The organism is Citrobacter sp. Cf136 (genome assembly GCF_030333815.1).
In the GTDB taxonomy this organism is placed as follows: Bacteria; Pseudomonadota; Gammaproteobacteria; order Enterobacterales; family Enterobacteriaceae; genus Citrobacter; species Citrobacter freundii.
Map to the genome: position 1 here is coordinate 103,244 of NZ_JAOWFE010000039.1, position 20,120 is coordinate 123,363.

At 52.5% G+C, this 20,120-nt stretch carries 16 protein-coding genes; 7 read left to right on the top strand and 9 right to left on the bottom strand.

What is annotated here, in order from left to right; translation table 11 throughout:
- The first annotated feature begins 50 nt into the window (after nucleotides 1-50).
- The 3 genes from OGV98_RS18870 to gldA all read left to right on the top strand — a co-directional run bounded on the left by OGV98_RS18870 (nucleotide 51) and on the right by gldA (nucleotide 2,925).
- The gene (locus OGV98_RS18870; RefSeq protein ID WP_202580874.1) at nucleotides 51-899 is read left to right on the top strand and encodes an AraC family transcriptional regulator; all 849 of its coding nucleotides are present in this window, start codon (nucleotides 51-53) and stop codon (nucleotides 897-899) included.
- A gap of 247 nt (nucleotides 900-1,146) precedes the next feature.
- Nucleotides 1,147-1,809, top strand: a complete 663-nt coding sequence (gene fsa, locus OGV98_RS18875) for a fructose-6-phosphate aldolase (RefSeq protein ID WP_003847840.1) — start codon at nucleotides 1,147-1,149, stop codon at nucleotides 1,807-1,809.
- Between the two features lie 12 nt (nucleotides 1,810-1,821).
- Complete coding sequence (gene gldA / locus OGV98_RS18880; RefSeq protein WP_032950726.1) at nucleotides 1,822-2,925, top strand: bifunctional L-1,2-propanediol dehydrogenase/glycerol dehydrogenase; 1,104 nt, start codon at nucleotides 1,822-1,824, stop codon at nucleotides 2,923-2,925.
- Nucleotides 2,926-3,010: 85 nt separating this feature from the next.
- Here gldA and katG read toward each other — a convergent pair whose 3' ends face one another.
- The 3 genes from katG to OGV98_RS18895 all read right to left on the bottom strand — a co-directional run bounded on the left by katG (nucleotide 3,011) and on the right by OGV98_RS18895 (nucleotide 7,311).
- The gene (katG, locus tag OGV98_RS18885) at nucleotides 3,011-5,191 is read right to left on the bottom strand and encodes a catalase/peroxidase HPI (RefSeq protein WP_003028832.1); all 2,181 of its coding nucleotides are present in this window, start codon (nucleotides 5,189-5,191) and stop codon (nucleotides 3,011-3,013) included.
- Between the two features lie 166 nt (nucleotides 5,192-5,357).
- Nucleotides 5,358-6,245 carry a methylenetetrahydrofolate reductase gene (gene metF, locus OGV98_RS18890; RefSeq protein WP_003028830.1) on the bottom strand — a complete coding sequence of 296 codons (888 nt, stop codon included), beginning with the start codon at nucleotides 6,243-6,245 and terminating at the stop codon, nucleotides 5,358-5,360.
- Between the two features lie 157 nt (nucleotides 6,246-6,402).
- Complete coding sequence (locus OGV98_RS18895) at nucleotides 6,403-7,311, bottom strand: LysR family transcriptional regulator (RefSeq protein ID WP_202580875.1); 909 nt, start codon at nucleotides 7,309-7,311, stop codon at nucleotides 6,403-6,405.
- Nucleotides 7,312-7,400: 89 nt separating this feature from the next.
- Between OGV98_RS18895 and OGV98_RS18900 the strand changes: the two genes are divergently transcribed.
- Nucleotides 7,401-7,778, top strand: a complete 378-nt coding sequence (locus tag OGV98_RS18900; protein ID WP_003028825.1) for a carboxymuconolactone decarboxylase family protein — start codon at nucleotides 7,401-7,403, stop codon at nucleotides 7,776-7,778.
- A gap of 38 nt (nucleotides 7,779-7,816) precedes the next feature.
- On the opposite strand, the gene OGV98_RS18905 is transcribed toward OGV98_RS18900, so the two are convergent.
- Complete coding sequence (locus tag OGV98_RS18905; protein ID WP_202580876.1) at nucleotides 7,817-9,373, bottom strand: bifunctional metallophosphatase/5'-nucleotidase; 1,557 nt, start codon at nucleotides 9,371-9,373, stop codon at nucleotides 7,817-7,819.
- Nucleotides 9,374-9,506: 133 nt separating this feature from the next.
- Between OGV98_RS18905 and OGV98_RS18910 the strand changes: the two genes are divergently transcribed.
- Nucleotides 9,507-10,670, top strand: coding sequence for a cytoplasmic protein (locus OGV98_RS18910; RefSeq protein ID WP_202580877.1), 1,164 nt, complete (start codon nucleotides 9,507-9,509; stop codon nucleotides 10,668-10,670).
- 35 nt (nucleotides 10,671-10,705) lie between these two features.
- On the opposite strand, the gene metL is transcribed toward OGV98_RS18910, so the two are convergent.
- A complete protein-coding gene (gene metL / locus OGV98_RS18915) occupies nucleotides 10,706-13,138 on the bottom strand; it encodes a bifunctional aspartate kinase/homoserine dehydrogenase II (RefSeq protein WP_202580878.1) in 2,433 nt (810 codons plus the stop codon).
- Nucleotides 13,139-13,140: 2 nt separating this feature from the next.
- Nucleotides 13,141-14,301: a cystathionine gamma-synthase gene (metB, locus tag OGV98_RS18920; RefSeq protein WP_202580879.1), complete on the bottom strand. Its 1,161-nt coding sequence runs from the start codon at nucleotides 14,299-14,301 to the stop codon at nucleotides 13,141-13,143.
- Nucleotides 14,302-14,565: 264 nt separating this feature from the next.
- Here metB and metJ point away from each other — a divergent pair, with 264 nt between their 5' ends.
- The gene (gene metJ / locus OGV98_RS18925; RefSeq protein WP_003028816.1) at nucleotides 14,566-14,883 is read left to right on the top strand and encodes a met regulon transcriptional regulator MetJ; all 318 of its coding nucleotides are present in this window, start codon (nucleotides 14,566-14,568) and stop codon (nucleotides 14,881-14,883) included.
- A gap of 52 nt (nucleotides 14,884-14,935) precedes the next feature.
- Here metJ and OGV98_RS18930 read toward each other — a convergent pair whose 3' ends face one another.
- The 3 genes from OGV98_RS18930 to rpmE all read right to left on the bottom strand — a co-directional run bounded on the left by OGV98_RS18930 (nucleotide 14,936) and on the right by rpmE (nucleotide 17,671).
- A complete protein-coding gene (locus tag OGV98_RS18930) occupies nucleotides 14,936-16,360 on the bottom strand; it encodes an MFS transporter (protein ID WP_032950714.1) in 1,425 nt (474 codons plus the stop codon).
- Nucleotides 16,361-16,438: 78 nt separating this feature from the next.
- On the bottom strand, nucleotides 16,439-17,119 hold the full coding sequence (locus OGV98_RS18935; RefSeq protein ID WP_192468303.1) for an oligogalacturonate-specific porin KdgM family protein: 681 nt from the start codon (nucleotides 17,117-17,119) through the stop codon (nucleotides 16,439-16,441).
- Nucleotides 17,120-17,458: 339 nt separating this feature from the next.
- Nucleotides 17,459-17,671 carry a 50S ribosomal protein L31 gene (gene rpmE / locus OGV98_RS18940; RefSeq protein WP_003028810.1) on the bottom strand — a complete coding sequence of 71 codons (213 nt, stop codon included), beginning with the start codon at nucleotides 17,669-17,671 and terminating at the stop codon, nucleotides 17,459-17,461.
- Nucleotides 17,672-17,875: 204 nt separating this feature from the next.
- On the opposite strand from rpmE, the gene priA reads away from it, so the two are divergent.
- Complete coding sequence (priA, locus tag OGV98_RS18945; RefSeq protein WP_061549320.1) at nucleotides 17,876-20,074, top strand: primosomal protein N'; 2,199 nt, start codon at nucleotides 17,876-17,878, stop codon at nucleotides 20,072-20,074.
- Nucleotides 20,075-20,120 lie beyond the last annotated feature (46 nt).

The following is a 20,120-nucleotide window of genomic DNA, read 5'->3' on the forward strand; positions in this document are numbered from 1 at the left end:
ATTGTTTTCAACGTTACTGTTTCCCTGTCTGCTGCCTGCAAGGGATTAACATGTATCACGACGTCAGCCATCTTCTCTCCCGCCTGATTAACGGCCCCACGCCGCTGCGGCAGATTTATTTCGCCAGCACCAATAGCACAACGCCGGAACTGGCGTATCAGGTCGATTTTCCCCGGCTGGAAATTGTGCTGGAAGGTGAATTTGCGGATTCTGGCATCGATAAGGTGCTTACCCCCGGCGATGTCTTGTTTGTTCCGGCTGGCGGCTGGAATATTCCGCAGTGGGCCACACCGGTCACGACACTCAGCATTCTGTTCGGCAAACAGCAACTGGGTTTCAGCGTCGTCCAATGGGACGGCAAGCAATATCAAAACCTTACCCACCAGCACGTCGCTCGGCGTGGGCCGCGTATTGGCTCTTTTCTGCTGCAAACGCTCCATGAGATGCAAATGCAGCCGCAGGAGCAGCAAACGGCCAGGCTAATCGTTGCGAGCTTGCTGAGCCACTGTCGCGATCTGCTCGGCAGCCAGATCCAAACCGCATCACGTAGTCAGGCGCTTTTCAACGCCATTCGCGGCTATATTGACGAACGCTACGCTTCACCGCTCACCCGTGAATCCGTCGCACAGGCGTTTTACATTTCACCCAATTACCTCTCCCACCTGTTTCAAAAAACGGGCGCTATCGGTTTTAACGAATACCTGAACCACACGCGACTGGAACACGCAAAAACGCTGTTAAAGGGTTACGAACTGAAGATCAAAGACGTGGCGCACACCTGTGGGTTTATTGACAGCAACTACTTCTGCCGCCTGTTTCGCAAGAATACTGAACGTTCGCCGTCAGAGTATCGTCGGCAGTATCACAGCCAGTTGACGGAGAAAAAAACTGACCAGTAATAATCGCATACTGGGACAGAAAACGGAGACAAAGGTAACATTTACTGGATTTTTGTATTATCAAAAAACATATACCAGCACATATCACTTACATGTGAAGTATCTCTCACTTTTATAGACATATTACATTTATCCAGCTTTTGACAGATTTGTCAGATAGCACCGCGTGACGAAACACTCTTATCCTGTGCATAGCAAAGCAACCCGGCAACGGGCAGCTAACGGAAAACGTAGAGGGTGTTTTTGTATGGAACTTTATCTTGATACCGCCAACGTCGCGGAAGTCGAACGTCTGGCCCGCATCTTCCCTATCGCGGGCGTCACCACCAACCCAAGCATTGTGGCAGCAAGCAAAGAATCCATCTGGGATGTGCTGCCACGCCTGCAGAACGCCATTGGCAAAGAGGGTATTCTGTTTGCCCAGACCATGAGCCGGGATGCGCAGGGCATGGTGGAAGAAGCTAAACGCCTGAGCAATGCGGTGCCCGGTCTGGTAGTGAAAATCCCGGTGACATCCGAAGGTCTGGCCGCGATCAAGATGCTGAAAAAAGAGGGTATCACCACGCTGGGAACCGCCGTTTACAGTGCTTCTCAGGGGCTACTGGCTGCGCTGGCAGGAGCGAAGTATATCGCGCCTTACGTTAACCGTATCGACGCGCAGGGCGGCGACGGGATTCGCGCAGTACGGGAACTGCAAACATTGCTGGAACTGCATGCACCGAACAGCATGGTACTGGCGGCCAGCTTTAAAACTCCACGTCAGGCGCTGGATTGCTTGCTGGCAGGATGTGAAGCAATCACCCTGCCATTAGACGTAGCGCAACAAATGCTCAATACCCCTGCGGTAGAGTCAGCAATAGAGAAGTTTGAGCAGGACTGGAACAACGCATTTGGTCACATCAACCTGTGAGGGAAATAAAGTATGGATCGCATTATTCAATCACCTGGTAAGTACATCCAGGGTGCCGATGTTATTACCCGTCTTGGCAGCTACCTCAAACCATTGGCAGAACGCTGGCTGATCGTTGGGGACAAGTTTGTCTTAGGCTTTGCCCAGGGTGCACTGGAAAAAAGCTTCCAGGATGCCGGACTGGCGCTGGAAATTGCACCGTTTGGCGGCGAATGTTCACAAAACGAAATCGACCGTCTGCGCGTCGTAGCGGAAAAAGCGCAGTGTGCGGCAGTACTTGGTATTGGTGGCGGTAAAACGCTGGATACCGCCAAAGCGCTGGCGCACTTTATGGGCGTGCCTGTCGCCATTGCGCCAACCATCGCTTCTACCGATGCGCCGTGCAGCGCGCTGTCCGTCATTTACACCGATGCCGGTGAATTCGATCGCTATCTGCTGCTGCCCAATAACCCGGACAGGGTCATTGTTGATACCAAAATTGTCGCGGGCGCACCGGCGCGTCTGTTAGCTGCGGGTATTGGCGATGCGCTGGCGACCTGGTTCGAAGCGCGTGCCTGTTCACGCAGCGGCGCAACCACAATGGCGGGCGGTCAGTGTACTCAGGCGGCGCTGGCGCTGGCAGAGCTGTGCTTTAATACGCTGATCGAAGAAGGTGAAAAAGCGATGCTGGCTGCAGAGCAGCACGTGGTTACACCAGCACTGGAGCGCATTATTGAAGCCAACACCTATCTGAGTGGCGTCGGTTTTGAAAGCGGTGGTCTGGCAGCGGCTCACGCCATTCATAACGGTCTGACCGCAATCCCGGATGCACATCATTATTACCACGGCGAGAAAGTGGCTTTCGGTACGCTGACGCAGTTGGTGCTGGAAAACGCGCCGGTCGATGAAATTGAAACCGTTGCCGCGCTGTGCCATTCCGTTGGCTTGCCGATTACCCTGGCGCAACTGGATATCAAACAGGATATTCAGGCGAAAATGCGCATTGTGGCTGAGGCAGCCTGTGCCGAAGGCGAAACCATCCACAACATGCCTGGCGGCGCAACGCCGGACCAGGTGTATGCCGCCCTGCTTGTGGCTGACCAGTACGGTCAACGTTACCTGCAAGAGTGGGAATAACCTGCAAATAGAAAATCCCCGCAAATGCGGGGATTTTTTATTCCTACCATGCCGGACCCGCGCAAGCGGCATCCGGCATCGTCTGTTACAGCAGATCGAAACGATCCAGGTTCATCACTTTCACCCATGCGGCAACGAAATCTCTCACGAACTTCTCGTGGGCATCGCTACAGGCATAGACTTCAGCCACTGCGCGCAGCACAGAGTTAGAACCAAACACCAGATCGGCGCGGGTTGCGGTGTATTTTACTTCGCCACTCAGACGGTCACGACCTTCAAACAGCTCTTGTGACTCATCAACCGCCTTCCACTCATGGCGCATATCCAGCAGATTGACGAAGAAGTCAGTGCTGAGTACGCCTGGACGATCGGTAAAGACACCGTGCTGGCTACCATCAAAGTTGGTGCCCAGTACGCGCATACCGCCCACCAGCACGGTCATTTCCGGTGCGGTTAGCGTCAGCTGCTGTGCTTTATCGATCAGCAGCGACTCGGTGGTCGATACGTCAGGACGGGCGCGGTAGTTACGGAAGCCATCGGCGATCGGCTCAAGCAGTTCAAACATCTCAATATCCGTTTGATCCTGGCGCGCATCCACGCGGCCCGGCGCAAAAGGTACCTTAATGCTGACACCCGCAGCACTTGCCGCCTGCTCGATGCCGACAACACCTGCCAGCACGATAATATCGGCCAACGAGGCGGTATGGGCAGACTTATAAATCCCTTCCAGCACAGGCAGAACGCGTGCTGCGGTGGCATTCACATCCCAGCCGCGCTGTGGATCCAGCGCCAGACGCGCACCGTTAGCGCCGCCACGTTTATCCCCACCGCGGAAAGTCGATGCCGACGCCCATGCTACTGATACCAGTTCGCCCACGGACAGCCCGGAAGCGGCAATGGTCGCTTTCAGTTTCAGGATATCTTCTTCGCTTGGGTTGAAGAACGCATGTGGCAGCGGGTCTTGCCAAATCAAATCTTCTTTTGGCACTTCCGGTCCGATGTAACGCGCTTTTGGCCCCATATCACGGTGCGTCAGTTTGAACCACGCACGAGCAAATGCTTCGTTGAACGCCTGCGGATCGTTCAGGAAACGGCGGGAGATTTTCTCGAACTCAGGATCGAAACGCAGTGTCAGGTCGGTAACCAGCATCGTCGGCTTACGTTTTTTCGATGGATCAAACGGATCAGGAATAATTTCTGGCGCGTCAACCGCTTCAAACTGAATAGCGCCTGCCGGACTGCGAGTTTGTACCCACTCGTATTTGAACAGGTTCTCGAAGAAATAGTTGCTCCATTGGGTTGGCGTCTGCGTCCAGACCACTTCCAGACCGGATGTAATGGCATCCGCGCCCGCGCCGCTGCCGTAGCTGCTCGCCCAGCCCAGGCCCTGTGCTTCAATCGGTGCGGATTCAGGATCGGCGCCTACGTGCGAAGCCGGTGCAGCGCCGTGGGTTTTGCCCAACGTATGACCACCGCCAATCAGCGCCACGGTTTCTTCGTCGTTCATACCCATATTACCGAAGGTCGCGCGAATAGCCGCTGCCGCTGAAAGCGGTTCGCCGCTATGGTCCGGTCCTTCCGGGTTCACATAGATAAGGCCCATTTCGGTTGCGCCCAACGGCGCTTTGGCCAGTTCTTCCGGGTGACGGTGAGTCAGCCAGGCTTTTTCATCACCCCAGTTTACGTCGAGATCCGGTTCCCAGACATCTTCACGACCAGCACCAAAGCCGAAGGTGCGGAAGCCGGAGTTTTCCAGCGCCACGTTACCCGCGAGGATAAACAGGTCGGCCCAGGAAATTTTCTGGCCATATTTCTGCTTGATTGGCCACAGCAGACGACGCGCTTTATCAAGGCTTACGTTGTCCGGCCAGGAGTTCAGTGGTGCAAAACGCTGCTGTCCGCGACCCGCGCCACCGCGTCCATCGATGGAGCGATAGGTCCCTGCACCGTGCCATGCCATGCGGATAAACAATCCAGCATAGGTTCCCCAGTCAGCGGGCCACCACGGTTGAGATTCGGACAGAAGGGCTCTGAGATCCCCTTTCAGGGCAGAGTAGTCGAGTTTGCTAAACTCTTTGCGGTAGTCGAAGTCCTCACCCAGCGGGTTAGAACGGTTGGAATGTTGGTTTAAAAGATCAACGCGCAGTTGATTTGGCCACCAGTCGCGGTTGTTCGTTCCTGCTCCCGCGCTCTGGTCGTGACCGCCCTGATGAAAAGGACACTTACCGGCAGTTGATGTGTTCTGGCTATCGTCGGACATGCTCATCTATATGCTCCCTTTACAGTGTTCTGACTACGATATACACCACCAGAGATAAGATATAGTCGAAAAAACCCACAGATTCGATAGCTAATTCCTTTTATATTTTACGTTACAGAGATGTAGATCAAAATGATCAACAAAAAGCCCTCCGTAGAGGGCTGGGATCTGTTTAGTTCGGTCTTACACCCAGTGTGTGACAAATAGCGTAGCTCATCTCGGCACGATTAAGGGTATAGAAGTGAAAATCCTTCACCCCTTCGCGGCTGAGAATCTTCACCATGTCCATGGCGATATTAGCGCCCACCAGCTTGCGGGTTTCCGCGTCATCATCCAGACCATCAAACATGGTCGACATCCACGCCGGAATGCGGACGTTGGTCATGTCGGCAAATTTTTTCGCCTGCTTAAAGTTGGAGACTGGCAGGATACCCGGAATAATTTCCACGTCGATTCCCGCAGACACACAGCGATCACGAAAGCGCAGATAGCTTTCTACATCGAAGAAGAACTGGGTAATCGCACGGTTCGCACCGGCATCAACCTTACGCTTCAGGTTCAGCAGATCGGCCTGAGCGCTCTTCGCTTCCGGGTGCACTTCCGGGTAAGCCGCAACGGAGATATCAAAGTCTGCAACGTCTTTCAGTAGCGTCACCAGGTCAGAAGCATACATATCCGGTTTACCGCTTCCCGGCGGCAGGTCACCGCGCAGGGCAACAATATGACGAATACCGTTGTTCCAGTAGTCCTGAGCAATAGTCCGCAGCTCATCGCGGGTTGCATCAATACAGGTCAGGTGCGGAGCCGCTTCAAGGCCAGTGCGATCCTTAATGCCTTTAATAATGCTGTGCGTACGGTCGCGCTCACCAGAGTTTGCACCGTAAGTGACTGAAACAAACTTCGGCTTCAGGCTGCTCAGGCGATCGATGGAGTTCCACAGGGTTTGCTCCATTTCACTGGTGCGCGGCGGGAAAAACTCAAATGAAACGTTAATCTGACCGGCAACTTCTGCCAGGCTCTGATTCAGGGCTTCCCGCTGGTTGGCGTGAAAAAAGCTCATACCTTACCTCATCAATCTTTTGTCGTTATATGTTGTGTTGTGAACTGCTATACGTTTAGACGTCTAGATGTAAAAATGACGGAAAAGCATGCTGGCGTCAACACAAAAATCATCGCTAAAGGTGAGGAATACTCAGCCAACGTGAAAAAAATTCACATCAGTCTGAATTGATGAGGGATTGCGCCATGACCGTCTGCAGCCATGCTAATTTTTTTACGTTTTCAGGCAGCATCAGCAACCCCGTGCTAATACACAATTCGGTATCGGTAAGCGGCAGGAATATCACCCCCCGACGTTGGATAGCGGAAAAGGAGGCCGGAAGCAGGCTCAGACCGTCACCCTGCGCGATCCGCGCCAACAACACGTCATGTTCCAGCGGTTCTTCAATACAGGCAGGAGAGTAACCGGCATGACTAAAAATATGTCGGGTGTAATCAAAAAAGGCGGGGTTACGTTCACGTTTGAACCAGAACAGTGGTCGGTGGCTCAGCGACATTAACGAGAGCGAAGGCAGCGCCGCCTCTGGCCAGAGCGCGGGTAAGGCGACGATCATCGATTCTTGCCAGCCGAGCGGCGTGACGCTAAGCCCCGAAGTCTCAAGCGGTAACGCCACCAGCGCGGCATCCAGCTTTCCACGATGCACCAGACGCGCGAGTTCAGGCGAACCATGACGGACAATATGTCGCTTCTGCGCATGCGTAGTCAGCTGTGACTCAAGCGCAGCAAAAACGCCCTGTTCAAACGCCGTGCTTAACCCTAAGCGCAGAGATGGCTCCCCGACTTGCGTTAATTGACTCAACGCAGCGTAGGTTTTGTCCTGAAGATCAAGCAGCGGGCGCACCATTTCAAGTACGCGCTGGCCGTCCTCCGTCAGCGTTAATCCGCGGGTATGACGGACAAACAGCGTGACCCCCAGGCGATCTTCAAGCTGGCGAATGTGGCGGCTCAACGGCGGTTGCGACATGAACAAGCGCTGCGCAGCCCGGCTTATATTGTTCTCTTCCGCTACTACGGAAAAGTAGCGCAGTAGACGAATATCCAGAGAGTGTAATGGCGATGTTGTCATACCTAAAAGGTATCACGGAAACGGTATTATCCAAATCATTCTACGCCCCCTATTCTCTCGCCATACGCCACACCTACGAGGGAAAAATCATGGAATCAGAACGTTTTATTACCGGCCAGAAAATGCTGCAACAGGTAGATGGTAAAGGGGGAGAGGCCGTCGTTGAGAGCCTGAAGGATATCGCGCCGGATTTTGCCCGCTACCTGCTGGAATTTCCGTTTGGCGACATCTATGCACGTCCAGGTCTGGACCTGCGCAGCCGAGAAATTGCCACTGTCGCCGCTTTAACGGCAATGGGCAATGCTGCCCCGCAGTTGAAAGTGCATATTGGCGCGGCATTACACGTTGGTTTAACGCAGGATGAGATCGTTGAAGTGATTATGCAGATGGCCGTATATGCCGGCTTCCCTGCCGCACTCAATGGTTTGTTCGCCGCGAAAGAGGTGTTTGCCTCTCACAGAGGCTAAAACAACAGGCCAGCGGATTGTCTGCTGGCCTGAGCTCACTATGGTTTCACATCTGCCACACGCATGCCTTTAAGCTGTTCATCCGTCAGCGTATTTCCCGCCTTGAAATAGTCAACGACAGCATTAGAGACATAGTAACCTCCGGAGGTATTTCGCGTTTTTCCTTCGGTAAATGCCGTAAAACCATCACCGCCGTCTGCCAGGAAGCTATTGGTGGCTATGTGATAAACCGTGGCATCCTCAATCGGTTTACCGTTTAACGTTAGTACGGTGACGCGCTGACCGACTGGTTTACTGCTGTCATACTTCATCTCCAGTCCTTTGGACACCTGCAATACACCGTTGCTTAAACCCGCGCCGTGCTCCATCAGGCTACGCAACTGTTTACCGGTGAGATCCATTGTTGCCAGCTCGTTGGGGAACGGGAAGGTGCTAATGACTGCCCCCATCGTGATAGCACCTGCTGGGATTTCATTACGGATACCGCCCGAATTAGTGAGCGCTAATTGAGTATCTTTACCTGCCGCCACCAGCAACGCATCCGCCGCCAGATTGCCCAACGAAGAAGATTCACCGTAAGCACGCGTCAGCTCAACCGGAGAGTTTGCAACCGTCTGTTGTACCACCTTATCAAGCTTTTTATTCCAGCCATCAATGACCTGTTTCGTCTGCGGGTCTGGCTGCCACTCATCAGCATAAATGGTCTTCAGCTCGAAGTTCTTCACGGTAAATTGATGCGGTTTCTGCTGATAATCCAGCACCAGTTTACCCACATCAATACCGCCGCTGTCGGTAGAAAGAATCAGAGTGTTACCGACTTTAATCGGCTCCGGCGTGCCCACATGCGCATGGCCGGTAATCAGGACATCCAGCCCCTTTACCTGACCTGCGGTCTGGATGTCTTTATCCAATGCACGGCGCACATCTGTACTTCCCTGGCTAGACTGACGCGCTGGCGTACCTTCATGGATCAGCGCCACAGTGAGATCGACTTTACCTTTAAGCTCATCGATATAGCGTTGCAACCACTTCACTTCATCCCGCGCTTCAATACCGACACGTGTCGCAGCAGAAACCGTATCATCAAAAGCAAACACGCCGTGCAGGCCAATCACACCAATCTTCACGCCATCTTTTTCAATAATGGTGTAAGGCTTATCCCAGAACATTTTGCTGCTGTTCTGATAAAAAATATTACCCTGCACGATGGGGAATTTCGCCTGACTCAGTTGTAGTAGCGTGTTATCCCAACCGTGATCGAATTCATGATTACCCATGGTTACAGCATCAAAATTCATGGTATTCATGATATCGATAATCGCCTTACCCTTGGTCAGGCTGCTGATATACGGCCCGGTAAAATAATCACCGGCATCAAAAAACCAGGTGGCGCTATTTTTCGTTTTTTCCTGCTTCACCATCGTCGTGATATTAGCCCAACCACCAATATCACGCGTGCCATTAGCAATCCATGGGACTTTATAAGGTTCAACGTGGGCGTGAAGATCATTGGTATAGATAATCGTGACATCTTTGGCACTCGCCCAAAGCGGCAACGATACCAGAACACCAACAGCAAGCATTTTTAACTTCATAATCAATCCCTTTCAGTCATATAAAGAATCGCTACGTTACGTTCTGAAAGGTTTTTTTATGTGAGAACACTCACATCCACTGGTGATAGTCACGGGTCAAAATCAACGACCATTAAAAATCGTTGGTAATACGATGACGTCACTGTTCACCATCAATTGCTGTAAGTCCTTCGGCTGTAAAAATCTGGGGCTGGCGAGCTCACCAGATTACAGCTGGCCCGAGTATCGGTTGGGTTATGCTGCGCTGCATTGCCGGGCATGCGGCAGCTATCCCCCGCTGTTTAATGAGGAACAGTTTGGTGGATGGTTGTCAGCATATTTAACGGATTTTGCCGCCCAAAGCGGTCATTTTTGCCCGCGATGTTATCAGCGGGAAACCATCCTCTATGGGCATAATCCTCAGGGCAGCCAACGCGTTCAGTGCCGGAGCTGCAAACAAGTCTGGACACCAAAGCAGCAGCCGCTCACCACCATTGTTCCACCAGAACAAATAGCGACGGTTCCCTTAATCGTCCCTTTTCAGGGAGCCTGCACCGACCAGAAACTTTATGTATTACTCAGTTTTGACGCTATTCGCGGCAATATTTTGCATATTTCCAGTAATTTCACGCCCCATCTCGTAGGGGATACATTACGATACCGCTGGCGTAACAACGTTGAACCCGCGGTCATTCATGACGATATCGTTGAACGAGTAAGACAGAGGGAAACCCTGTTTTTACGCCGCAGCCAGTTTGATGAAATCCAGTACGGCAGTGCCATGCTCAAACGAAATGCCAATGGTGCAGTTTTACGCCCGGTCATTACCGCGCACGGACATTTCCGCATACTGAGCCATCTCTGTCCTGAGGTAAAAACGCACATTATTGCCCACGAATGTTTTCTGCGCGGCGCGGCGATTACCGCATGGGCGCAGCAATATCGCGATCATCACGCTTCGCTTTGGTTTATTGATGAAGAGATCACTAGCGATAAGTGCACACTGCCCTGGCGATTGCTGGGTAAAACCTGGCAGGGGTGGTGGCAAAACCAGTGGCAAATTTGGCAACAAGGAGACACACGCAAAATGGTGTGTCTGTTAACGGAGGGTCAGGTTGAAAAAGGGGCGTCAATCACACTGGCGGCAGGCCACCATTTTCTCGCCTGGTTACAGCAGCAGGCGGAGTTTCGGGATAGCGCCCGTTACTCGGCTCATTCGGTGTTTCAGACGATAAGGACGCTGGCGGATAAATACAACGCCTTGAATTTGCCCGGTGGCGCTGCCGCTTACCCGGCCTACGGTTCATGCCATATGTAGGCCGGATAAGCGTAAGCGCCATCCGGCAACACAAACTACAGCAACTGCGCCAAACGGTTGATGTCAGACTGAATCGCCCCAGCGGTAACGTCACGGCCCGCGCCCGGTCCACGGATCACCAGCGGGTTATCGCGATACCAGCGGCTCTCTATGGCGAATACGTTATCGCACGGCAACAGCGCCGCCAGCGGGTGTTCAGGGCGAACCGCTTCAACACCAACGCGAGCTTTGCCGTTAGCATCAAAACGCGCCACATGGCGCAGCACCAGCCCCATTTCACGCGCCGCTTCCAGACGCTGCACCATCTGCTCGTTCAGCTCATCGCCATTCTCAAAGAAATGGTCAATAGAGCCTTCTTCACAATGCGCAGGCACCAGCGATTCCACGCGAACCTGGTCCGGTTCGATGTCGTAACCCGCTTCACGCGCCAGAATCACCAGCTTACGCATCACATCTTTGCCGGAAAGATCTACGCGCGGATCGGGTTCAGTCAGACCCTGTTGCCATGCCTGATCCACCAGATCGGTGAATGGGACCGTGCCATCAAATTGCAGGAACAACCACGACAACGTGCCGGAGAAGATCCCGCTGATCGACAAAATGGTATCGCCACTATCAATCAGATCGCGCACGGTATGGTTGATCGGCAAACCTGCACCCACGGTGGCGTTATATAACCAGTGGCGACCCGTTTTTTCGAAAGCGTCATGAATCTGGCGGTAATTATTACTGCTGCTCGCCCCGGCCAGTTTGTTGGCGCTGATGACGTGGAAACCATGGCTGGCAAAATCCAGATACTGATCCGCCAGTTGCTCGCTCGCGGTCACATCCAGCACCACTAAATCATCATACGGGTGAGCACGCATCCACAGGAATAGAGACTCTTCATCCTGCTCTACCGCCTCGTCATCAAAGAAAGCTAACGCGCGGCTGGCATCCAGCCCTTCGTAATTCAGCAGGCTACGACGGCTATCAACCACACCCGCCAGCACAAACTCTAATCCGGTACGCGCCGAGAGCGTGCTCTGCTCGCGAGCGAACAGCTCCAGCCAGCGCGACCCAATGTTGCCTTTGCCAAACAACACCAGACCAATGCGTTTTTCAGCACGGAAGATTGACTGATGCAGACCCTGAATCAGGCTCTCCGTTGGCCCAGTACGCAGTACCGCGACCAGGCTGATGCCCTCTTCCGACTGCCAGGTGAATTCAACCGGCTGACCTTTCAACTGTTGCCAGAAACGGTGGCAGTGCAGCGGATTACGGGTGACGCCCGCCCCGACCATCGCCACCAGCGCCAGCCCCTGGCGCAGACGCAGCTCGCCTGGCAGGCCAGCTTCATCCAGAATTTTCAGCGCGCTGTCAGCGACTTCGGAGGTGTAGCAAAATTGCAATAGCTGGCGGTCAGGATGCACGCCCACTGCCAGCGGACGCACCTGGCTACGTTTTAAAACCTGGTCAATCTCTTTATAAGCCAGCTTAAAATCCTGGCCAGTCGGAACCAGAAACTCAATCAGGCAGACGTCATCATGACTGGTCACAATACGCGCCCCGGTACCGGAGGCCAGTACTCGCTCAATACGCGTTGAACCCTGCTCTGGGGTATAGCTACAACGCAACTGGAGATCGATATCGCTACCGGAAACCGGCTGTAAGGTACGGGCATGGAGAACCGGTGCCGCCAGACGCGCCAGCTCGCTGGCTTCATCCAGACGCAACAGCGGCAGCAAACAGGCGTCTTTTACTTTACGCGGATCCGCGCTGTAAACCCCGGCGACATCACTCCAGATGGTTACTCGGGAAACGCCCGCCAACGCACCAACCTGCGTCGCCGAGTAGTCAGAACCGTTACGCCCCAGTAGCACTGTTTCACCGGCATTGCTGCGGCTAATAAAGCCGGTAACCACCAGGCGTTTACCCGGATGCTGCGCCAACAGTTGCTGCAGTAATGGGTAAGAAAGACCTTCATCTACCTGCGGCTGGGCACCGCGTTCAGCACGTAAAAAATCGCGCGCATCCAGCCAGGCCGACTCCAGCCCCTGTTGATTAAGGACGGCAGACATCAAACGCGCGGACCATACCTCGCCATGCCCAACAACCTCAGCATAGACGGCATCGTTCACGCCGCTGTCGAGTAACCCAGCCAGGCGTTCCAGATCGTGAATAAACGCGCCAATCAGTCCATCCGCCACCTCGGGAGGTAACAAACCGCTGATAAGCTCACTTTGATAGCGACGTAACGCCTGTTGAACCTGATGCGCAGAAAGGCGATCGGTCTGGCTTAATTTCAGCCAGCTAATCAACTGGTTAGTGGTACTGCCTGCGGCTGAAACAACCATCATGTCATCAGGCTGCGAGTAATCCGCCATAATGCCTGCGACACGCAGATAACATTTCACATCTGCCAGACTACTACCACCAAATTTGTGCAGTTGACGACCCTTCGCCCCTGCCTGCGCAATCACACTCATGTTTACCCCTTGTTTGCAGCCCGGAAGCCATTTTCCAGGTCGGCAATTAAATCTTCGCCATCTTCAATACCGGTGGAGATACGCAGCAGCGTTTCGGAAATTCCGGCAGCAGCACGCGCTTCTGGTGCCATGCCCGCGTGTGTCATGGTTGCGGCGTGGGAGATCAGACTTTCAACGCCCCCTAACGATTCCGCCAGCGTAAACAATGACAACCCGCCGAGGAAACGGCGCAGCGTTTGCTCATCGCCATCCAGTTCAAAACTTAACATCGCGCCAAAGCCATTTTGCTGACGCGCAGCAATCTTATGGCCCTGATTATCCGGCAATGACGGGTGATACAATTTTTTCACCAGCGGCTGAGTTTGCAGATAATCGACTATCGCCTGAGCATTACGTTGCGCCACCTCCATACGAGGAGACAAAGTACGCAGGCCGCGCAACAGCAGATAACTATCAAACGCGCCGCCGGTCACACCAATATTATTCGCCCACCATGCCAGTTCAGTGACCGTTTCCGGATCTTTCGCTATCACAACACCAGCCACCACGTCTGAGTGACCGTTTAAATATTTCGTGCATGAATGCAACACCAGATCGGCGCCTAATGCCAGTGGATTTTGCAGTGCCGGGCTTAAAAAAGTGTTGTCCACCACGCTGACCGCGCCAGCCTCGCGCGCCAGCTGGCAGATTTTCGCAATATCCACCACGCGCAGCAGCGGGTTGCTTGGGCTTTCTACCAGCACCAGCTTCGGTTTTTCCGCCAATGCGGCCTGCAATGCCTGCTCATCTCCTTGATCAACAAACAGGACGCGGTAACAGCCACGCTTTGCCAGACTGTCAAACAGTCGGTAGCTCCCGCCGTAGCAGTCGTGCGGTGCAACCAGCAGATCGCCAGGCTTAAGGAAGACAGTGGTCACCAAATGAATCGCCGACATGCCAGTATTGGTCAGTACAGCACCTGCACCACCTTCCAGTTCCGCCAGCGCACGCTGAACGACATCGCGCGTTGGGTTGCCGCGACGCGAATAGTCATGAGCACGGGGTTCATTAAATCCGGTAAAGTTATAGGTGCTGGAGAGGTGAATCGGCGGGACAACGCAACCGTACTGTTCGTCGTCATTTAACCCGCTACGCACTGCGATGGTGGCCTGTTTACGCGTCATATTGAGAAGATCCTGGCTGAGTCGGTGAAAAGTCAGGCACCAGAGTAATCATTGTTACTATAGCCGTCAATACATCTGGACATCTAAACTTCTTTGCGTATAGATTGAGCAAACTGGAAATAGCCGTTAAAATTATATGCATTAGCGTACATCTGCGTCGGCTACTTCGTGTCAGGGCCGCGCCACTACGATAAACTACGCACAATTATGGTCCGGGCTCAGGTTCTGGCCTCAATATTAATGACAAAGAGGATTAGGTATCTCATGGCTGAATGGAGCGGCGAATATATCAGCCCATACGCTGAGCACGGTAAGAAGAGTGAGCAAGTCAAAAAAATTACGGTTTCCATTCCTCTGAAGGTGTTAAAAATCCTTACCGATGAACGCACGCGTCGTCAGGTGAATAACCTGCGCCACGCCACCAACAGCGAACTGCTGTGTGAAGCGTTTCTGCATGCTTTTACCGGGCAACCATTACCCAACGATGAAGACCTGCGTAAAGAGCGCAGTGATGAAATCCCGGAAGAAGCAAAGGTAATCATGCGTGAACTGGGTATCAACCCGGAAACGTGGGAATACTGATTGTTAGAACAGATGAGAAAAGGCGGGATTGCTCCCGCCGATTCTCGCTATGTTACTTACTGATACCATTGAGTTTATTCAATGTCTCTTCCATTTTGAGCGTCTCTTTACGGTTCAATGGATAGAAATAAATCAGAATGACCGCCGCCAAAAACAGGCATAGTGCCGGCAAGAGATTCGCCATCGTATAAATATTTTCCTGCACAATGCTGGTTTGCACAGCGCCACCTGTTGACGATGATTGATAACCAATGATGGCCAACATAAAGCCGCCAATGGCCCCTGCACACGCCTGACCAACCTTGCGGGCAAAGAAGTTCACACCATAGACGGTACCATCCTCGCGATCGCCGGTGACATACTGGTGATAATCACAAACATCGGTCATAAACGCCCAAATCATCAGGTTGAATAGTCCGGCCCCCAACGTCGCCAGGAACAGGAAAACCAAATAGACTTTCGCGTCGGTAATGTGGATGAAGTACATAATCAAATACATCGCTACTGCAAAGAGTAGCGCGCCGACGCTGGCCTCTTTTTTACCAAACCGCTTCGTGAGCCAGGATGCCGATGGTGCCAGCAAAACCAGGGAACCAAAGGTAAACAGCAACGCGACTGACATCGCCTCTTTATTGTGGAAATAGTCATTAAACAGGTAAGTCATATTAGTACCGGACAATCCCTGATTAATCACAATCAGCAAATCCACAACCACTAAAACAATCAGCGCCTTATTGCGTGCCAGTCCCTTCAGCAACACCGAAACGGGCATGCTCTCTTTTCTCTCCACACGCACGCGTTCGGTCGTTAACTGACAGGTCAAGGATAAAAAGATAAAGCCCAGCACTGCGCAACCAATGGAAATCCAGAAGAAGTGTTGCCCGGAAATCACTTGGCTTCCGTCCACTAGGGTGGTGTACATCAGGATCGGAATGAAAAAGCCAGTTGCCCCACCGCCGATAGCTGACCCAACGCTGCGCCAGGTTGACAGCGAGACACGATCATCCGGATTCGAGCTAATCGCCGCAGACATAGCACCGTACGGAATACTCACGGTCGATAACAGCGAACCGTAAATGAAATAGGAGCAACAGATGTAGATAATTTTCGCCGTATAAGAAAAATCATTCACAAACGGCAGGAACAGGACAACTGCAATGATGCAAAATGGATACTTCATGCGACGCACCCACGGGTTAAAACGTCCATGTACCGTCAATTTAGAGGTATCGCATAAGCGCCCTACACCAACATCAACGAACGCATCAAAGAGTTTGGTCACAAAATAGAGTGAGCCAACGATAACGCCGGAAATACCGAGGACGTTAGTGTAATAAATCATTAAAAAACTATTAACTAAGCCAAGAATAAAACAGGTTCCGAGGTCACCACATAAATAACCAATTTTATCTCGAATTCCGAAAGGTCTGACGGCAGTGGTTTCATTATTTCCGATAATAGTTCCATCATTAGACATGATGTCAACTCCTTAGACATATTATTCACACAAACTATGCTTATCGATGTAATCAGTCGATATGAAAACTATTACCGGTTAGAAGTTATAACCAAGACCGACACGATAACGGGTCTGACGATCGTCAGTCGTTGTTGTGTTATAACCCGAGGAAACGTTACCAACCTCAACAAATGGAACCCAGGAGCCTAGTTTATACGCCACGCGGAAGTTATATTCATAATCATCTTTCCGGTTGTTATATAAATCTTCGCTATCGGCAATTTTATAAATACCATTTAGCTCAAACATCCAGTCATTGACGTTATAACCAAGCCAGGCTTCCGGACGATAGACCATGCGGTCATCTTTGCCGTCAGTGTTTCTGCGCATGTACTCCTGACGATAGCGGAACGCGGTCCACCAGCTGTCGTTAATGTTGTACTGCACGCGGATGTAAGGTTTATAAATCGTGATGTTATCGCCCGTTTCGATCGCAATACCTGGCTGCCAGATAAGCTCCCGCCAGGTAAACTGGTAGCTTGCAGTATACTCGTTGCCATTACTTTCCATATTATTCCACGCATCATTAGATTGCGTATCTTCGGAACGTGAAATGGCTTCGACTGCGACACCAAAACCAGTCGCAAAACGGTGAGACATATAAACACGATCGTAATTACGCCCATCGTCATAATATTCATGCCGGTAATCAACATAACCCGCTTGTGCGGCCGCAGAGAATAATGGAATCAGTAATAACGCAGATTTAAATTTCATGACAATCCCTCTTCACACTCAACAACGTAAATTACCCATCTCGTCCCGTCCATTAATGGGAAACGATGAAGGATTAAGAATAATTTTATATTTCCAGGAAAGTGTATTTTAGAAAGAAAGCAGAAACCTTTGGTATTTTGCCAACAATTGGCATGAGTGGCAGAAATCAGAAGATAAAAATGACGCAGATCACCAGTGGAAACATTTTACCTAAAAAACAAAAACGATGTTTCATTTATTAAACAAAAAAACACTATTCAACACATCAATATAAATTTTAGTCTTCAAGCGCAGATACAAAAAAAGCGCCATAAGGCGCTTTTTTCTGACAGCTGAAACTTACTTGCTGCCTGGGATGCTGAAACGCTTGTTGAAGCGATCAACACGGCCACCGGTAGCAACATCACGCTGCTTGCCAGTATAGAACGGGTGGCACTTGCTGCACACGTCGAGGTTCAGATCGTGACCGACAGTAGAGCGGATTTTAATGACGTTACCGCAAGAGCAGTTTGCAGTAATTTCTTCGTATTTCGGGTGAATATCTTTTTTCATGGGAAAACCTCGGTTTAAGGCCGCGTCGCTCTTCCAGCCCTAACGCCAGACACCACGCGATGTTAATAGTATAGGTCAGTGATACAAATTTGTATCAAAGGCGGCGAATCATACAGAAATTAACCTGCTCATGCAAACTGATCCGCATTCTACCCTCCACTAATGTGTATACTAACCCGCCAGATTTCAAGTCAGGATGATTCAATGCCCGTTGCGCACGTTGCCTTACCTGTTCCGCTACCTCGCACCTTTGACTACCTCCTGCCGGAAGGCTTGAGCGCCAAAGCCGGGTGTCGTGTACGCGTGCCTTTTGGCAAGCAGCAGGAGCGCGTGGGTATCGTCCTGTCCGTCAGCGAGCACAGTGAACTACCGCGGAGCGAATTGAAAGCCGTTCTCGAAGTGCTGGACAGCGAACCGGTCTACTCAACCTCTGTCTGGCGTCTGCTGTTGTGGGCGGCGGATTATTATCATCATCCTATCGGTGACGTACTGTTTCACGCTCTGCCAATTTTACTGCGCCAGGGACGTCCGGCGACAAACGCGCCCATGTGGTACTGGTTTGCCACTGAAGAAGGCCAGGTTATTGACCTCAACAGCCTGAAGCGTTCTCCCAAGCAGCAACAGGCGCTGGCTGCGCTACGCCAGGGAAAAATCTGGCGCGACCAGGTGGCTGAACTGGAATTTAATGACGCCGCATTACAGGCACTGCGGAAAAAAGGGCTGTGCGAGCTTGCGAGCGAAACGCCAGGCTTTAGCGACTGGCGTACGCACTACGCGGTTTCCGGTGAGCGTCTGCGGCTGAATACCGAACAGGCCACCGCCGTCGGGGCGATCCACAGCGCATCTGACAGTTTTAGCGCCTGGCTATTAGCGGGCGTGACGGGATCGGGTAAAACAGAGGTCTATTTAAGCGTACTGGAAAATGTGCTCGCTCAGGGCAAACAGGCACTGGTAATGGTGCCGGAGATTGGCCTGACGCCGCAAACTATTGCCCGTTTTCGCGAACGCTTCAATGCGCCGGTCGAAGTTCTGCACTCGGGTTTAAATGACAGTGAACGTCTTTCGGCATGGCTGAAGGCGAAAAATGGTGAAGCGGCAATTGTTATCGGCACGCGCTCGTCGCTGTTTACGCCGTTTAAAAATCTGGGCGTGATTGTCATCGACGAAGAGCACGACAGCTCTTATAAACAGCAGGAAGGCTGGCGTTATCATGCGCGCGACCTCGCGGTTTATCGCGCCCATAGCGAACAAATTCCCATCATTCTCGGCTCAGCCACCCCTGCGCTGGAAACGCTGTGCAACGTGCGGCAGAAAAAATACCGCATGTTGCGCCTGACGCGCCGTGCCGGGAATGCACGCCCAGCCATTCAGCACGTGCTGGATCTCAAGGGTCAGCAGGTACAGGCCGGGCTCGCCCCTGCGCTTATCGCCCGTATGCGTCAGCATCTGCAAGCGGATAACCAGGTGATCCTGTTTTTAAACCGCCGGGGTTTTGCGCCTGCCCTGCTGTGCCACGACTGTGGCTGGATTGCTGAATGCCCGCGCTGCGATCACTACTACACGCTGCATCAGGCGCAGCACCATCTGCGCTGCCATCACTGCGACAGTCAGCGTCCGATACCGCGTCAATGCCCTTCCTGCGGCTCAACGCACATGGTTCCGGTAGGACTCGGCACCGAACAGCTTGAGCAGGCTCTGGCGCCTTTTTTCCCCGGCGTGCCAATCTCACGCATCGATCGCGACACTACCAGCCGCAAAGGCTCGCTGGAGCAGCATCTGGCAGAAGTGCATCGCGGCGGCGCGCGAATCCTGATCGGCACGCAAATGCTGGCGAAAGGCCACCATTTCCCGGACGTCACCCTGGTGGCGCTGCTGGACGTTGACGGCGCGCTGTTCTCCGCAGATTTCCGGTCGGCAGAACGCTTCGCCCAGCTCTACACGCAGGTTTCCGGGCGTGCCGGCCGCGCCGGGAAGCAGGGCGAAGTGGTACTGCAAACGCACCACCCTGAACATCCGCTGCTGCAAACCTTGCTGTATAAAGGGTATGACGCCTTTGCCGAGCAGGCGCTGGCAGAGCGACAAACGCTCCAGCTTCCCCCATGGACCAGCCATGTGATCGTGCGGGCAGAAGATCACAACAACCAGCATGCGCCGATGTTCTTACAGCAGTTACGAAATCTGATTCAGGCCAGTCCGCTGGCCGATGAAAAACTGTGGGTGTTAGGTCCAGTTCCCGCCCTGGCGCCCAAACGTGGCGGTCGCTATCGCTGGCAAATTTTGTTGCAGCACCCGTCGCGAATTCGCCTGCAGCATATCGTCAGCGGAACGCTGGCGCTGATTAATACGTTACCCGATGCACGTAAGGTTAAATGGGTGCTGGATGTCGATCCCATCGAGGGATAATCCCTCACGATGCGAGGCGGATCGTAAAATTAAATATCCATCACAC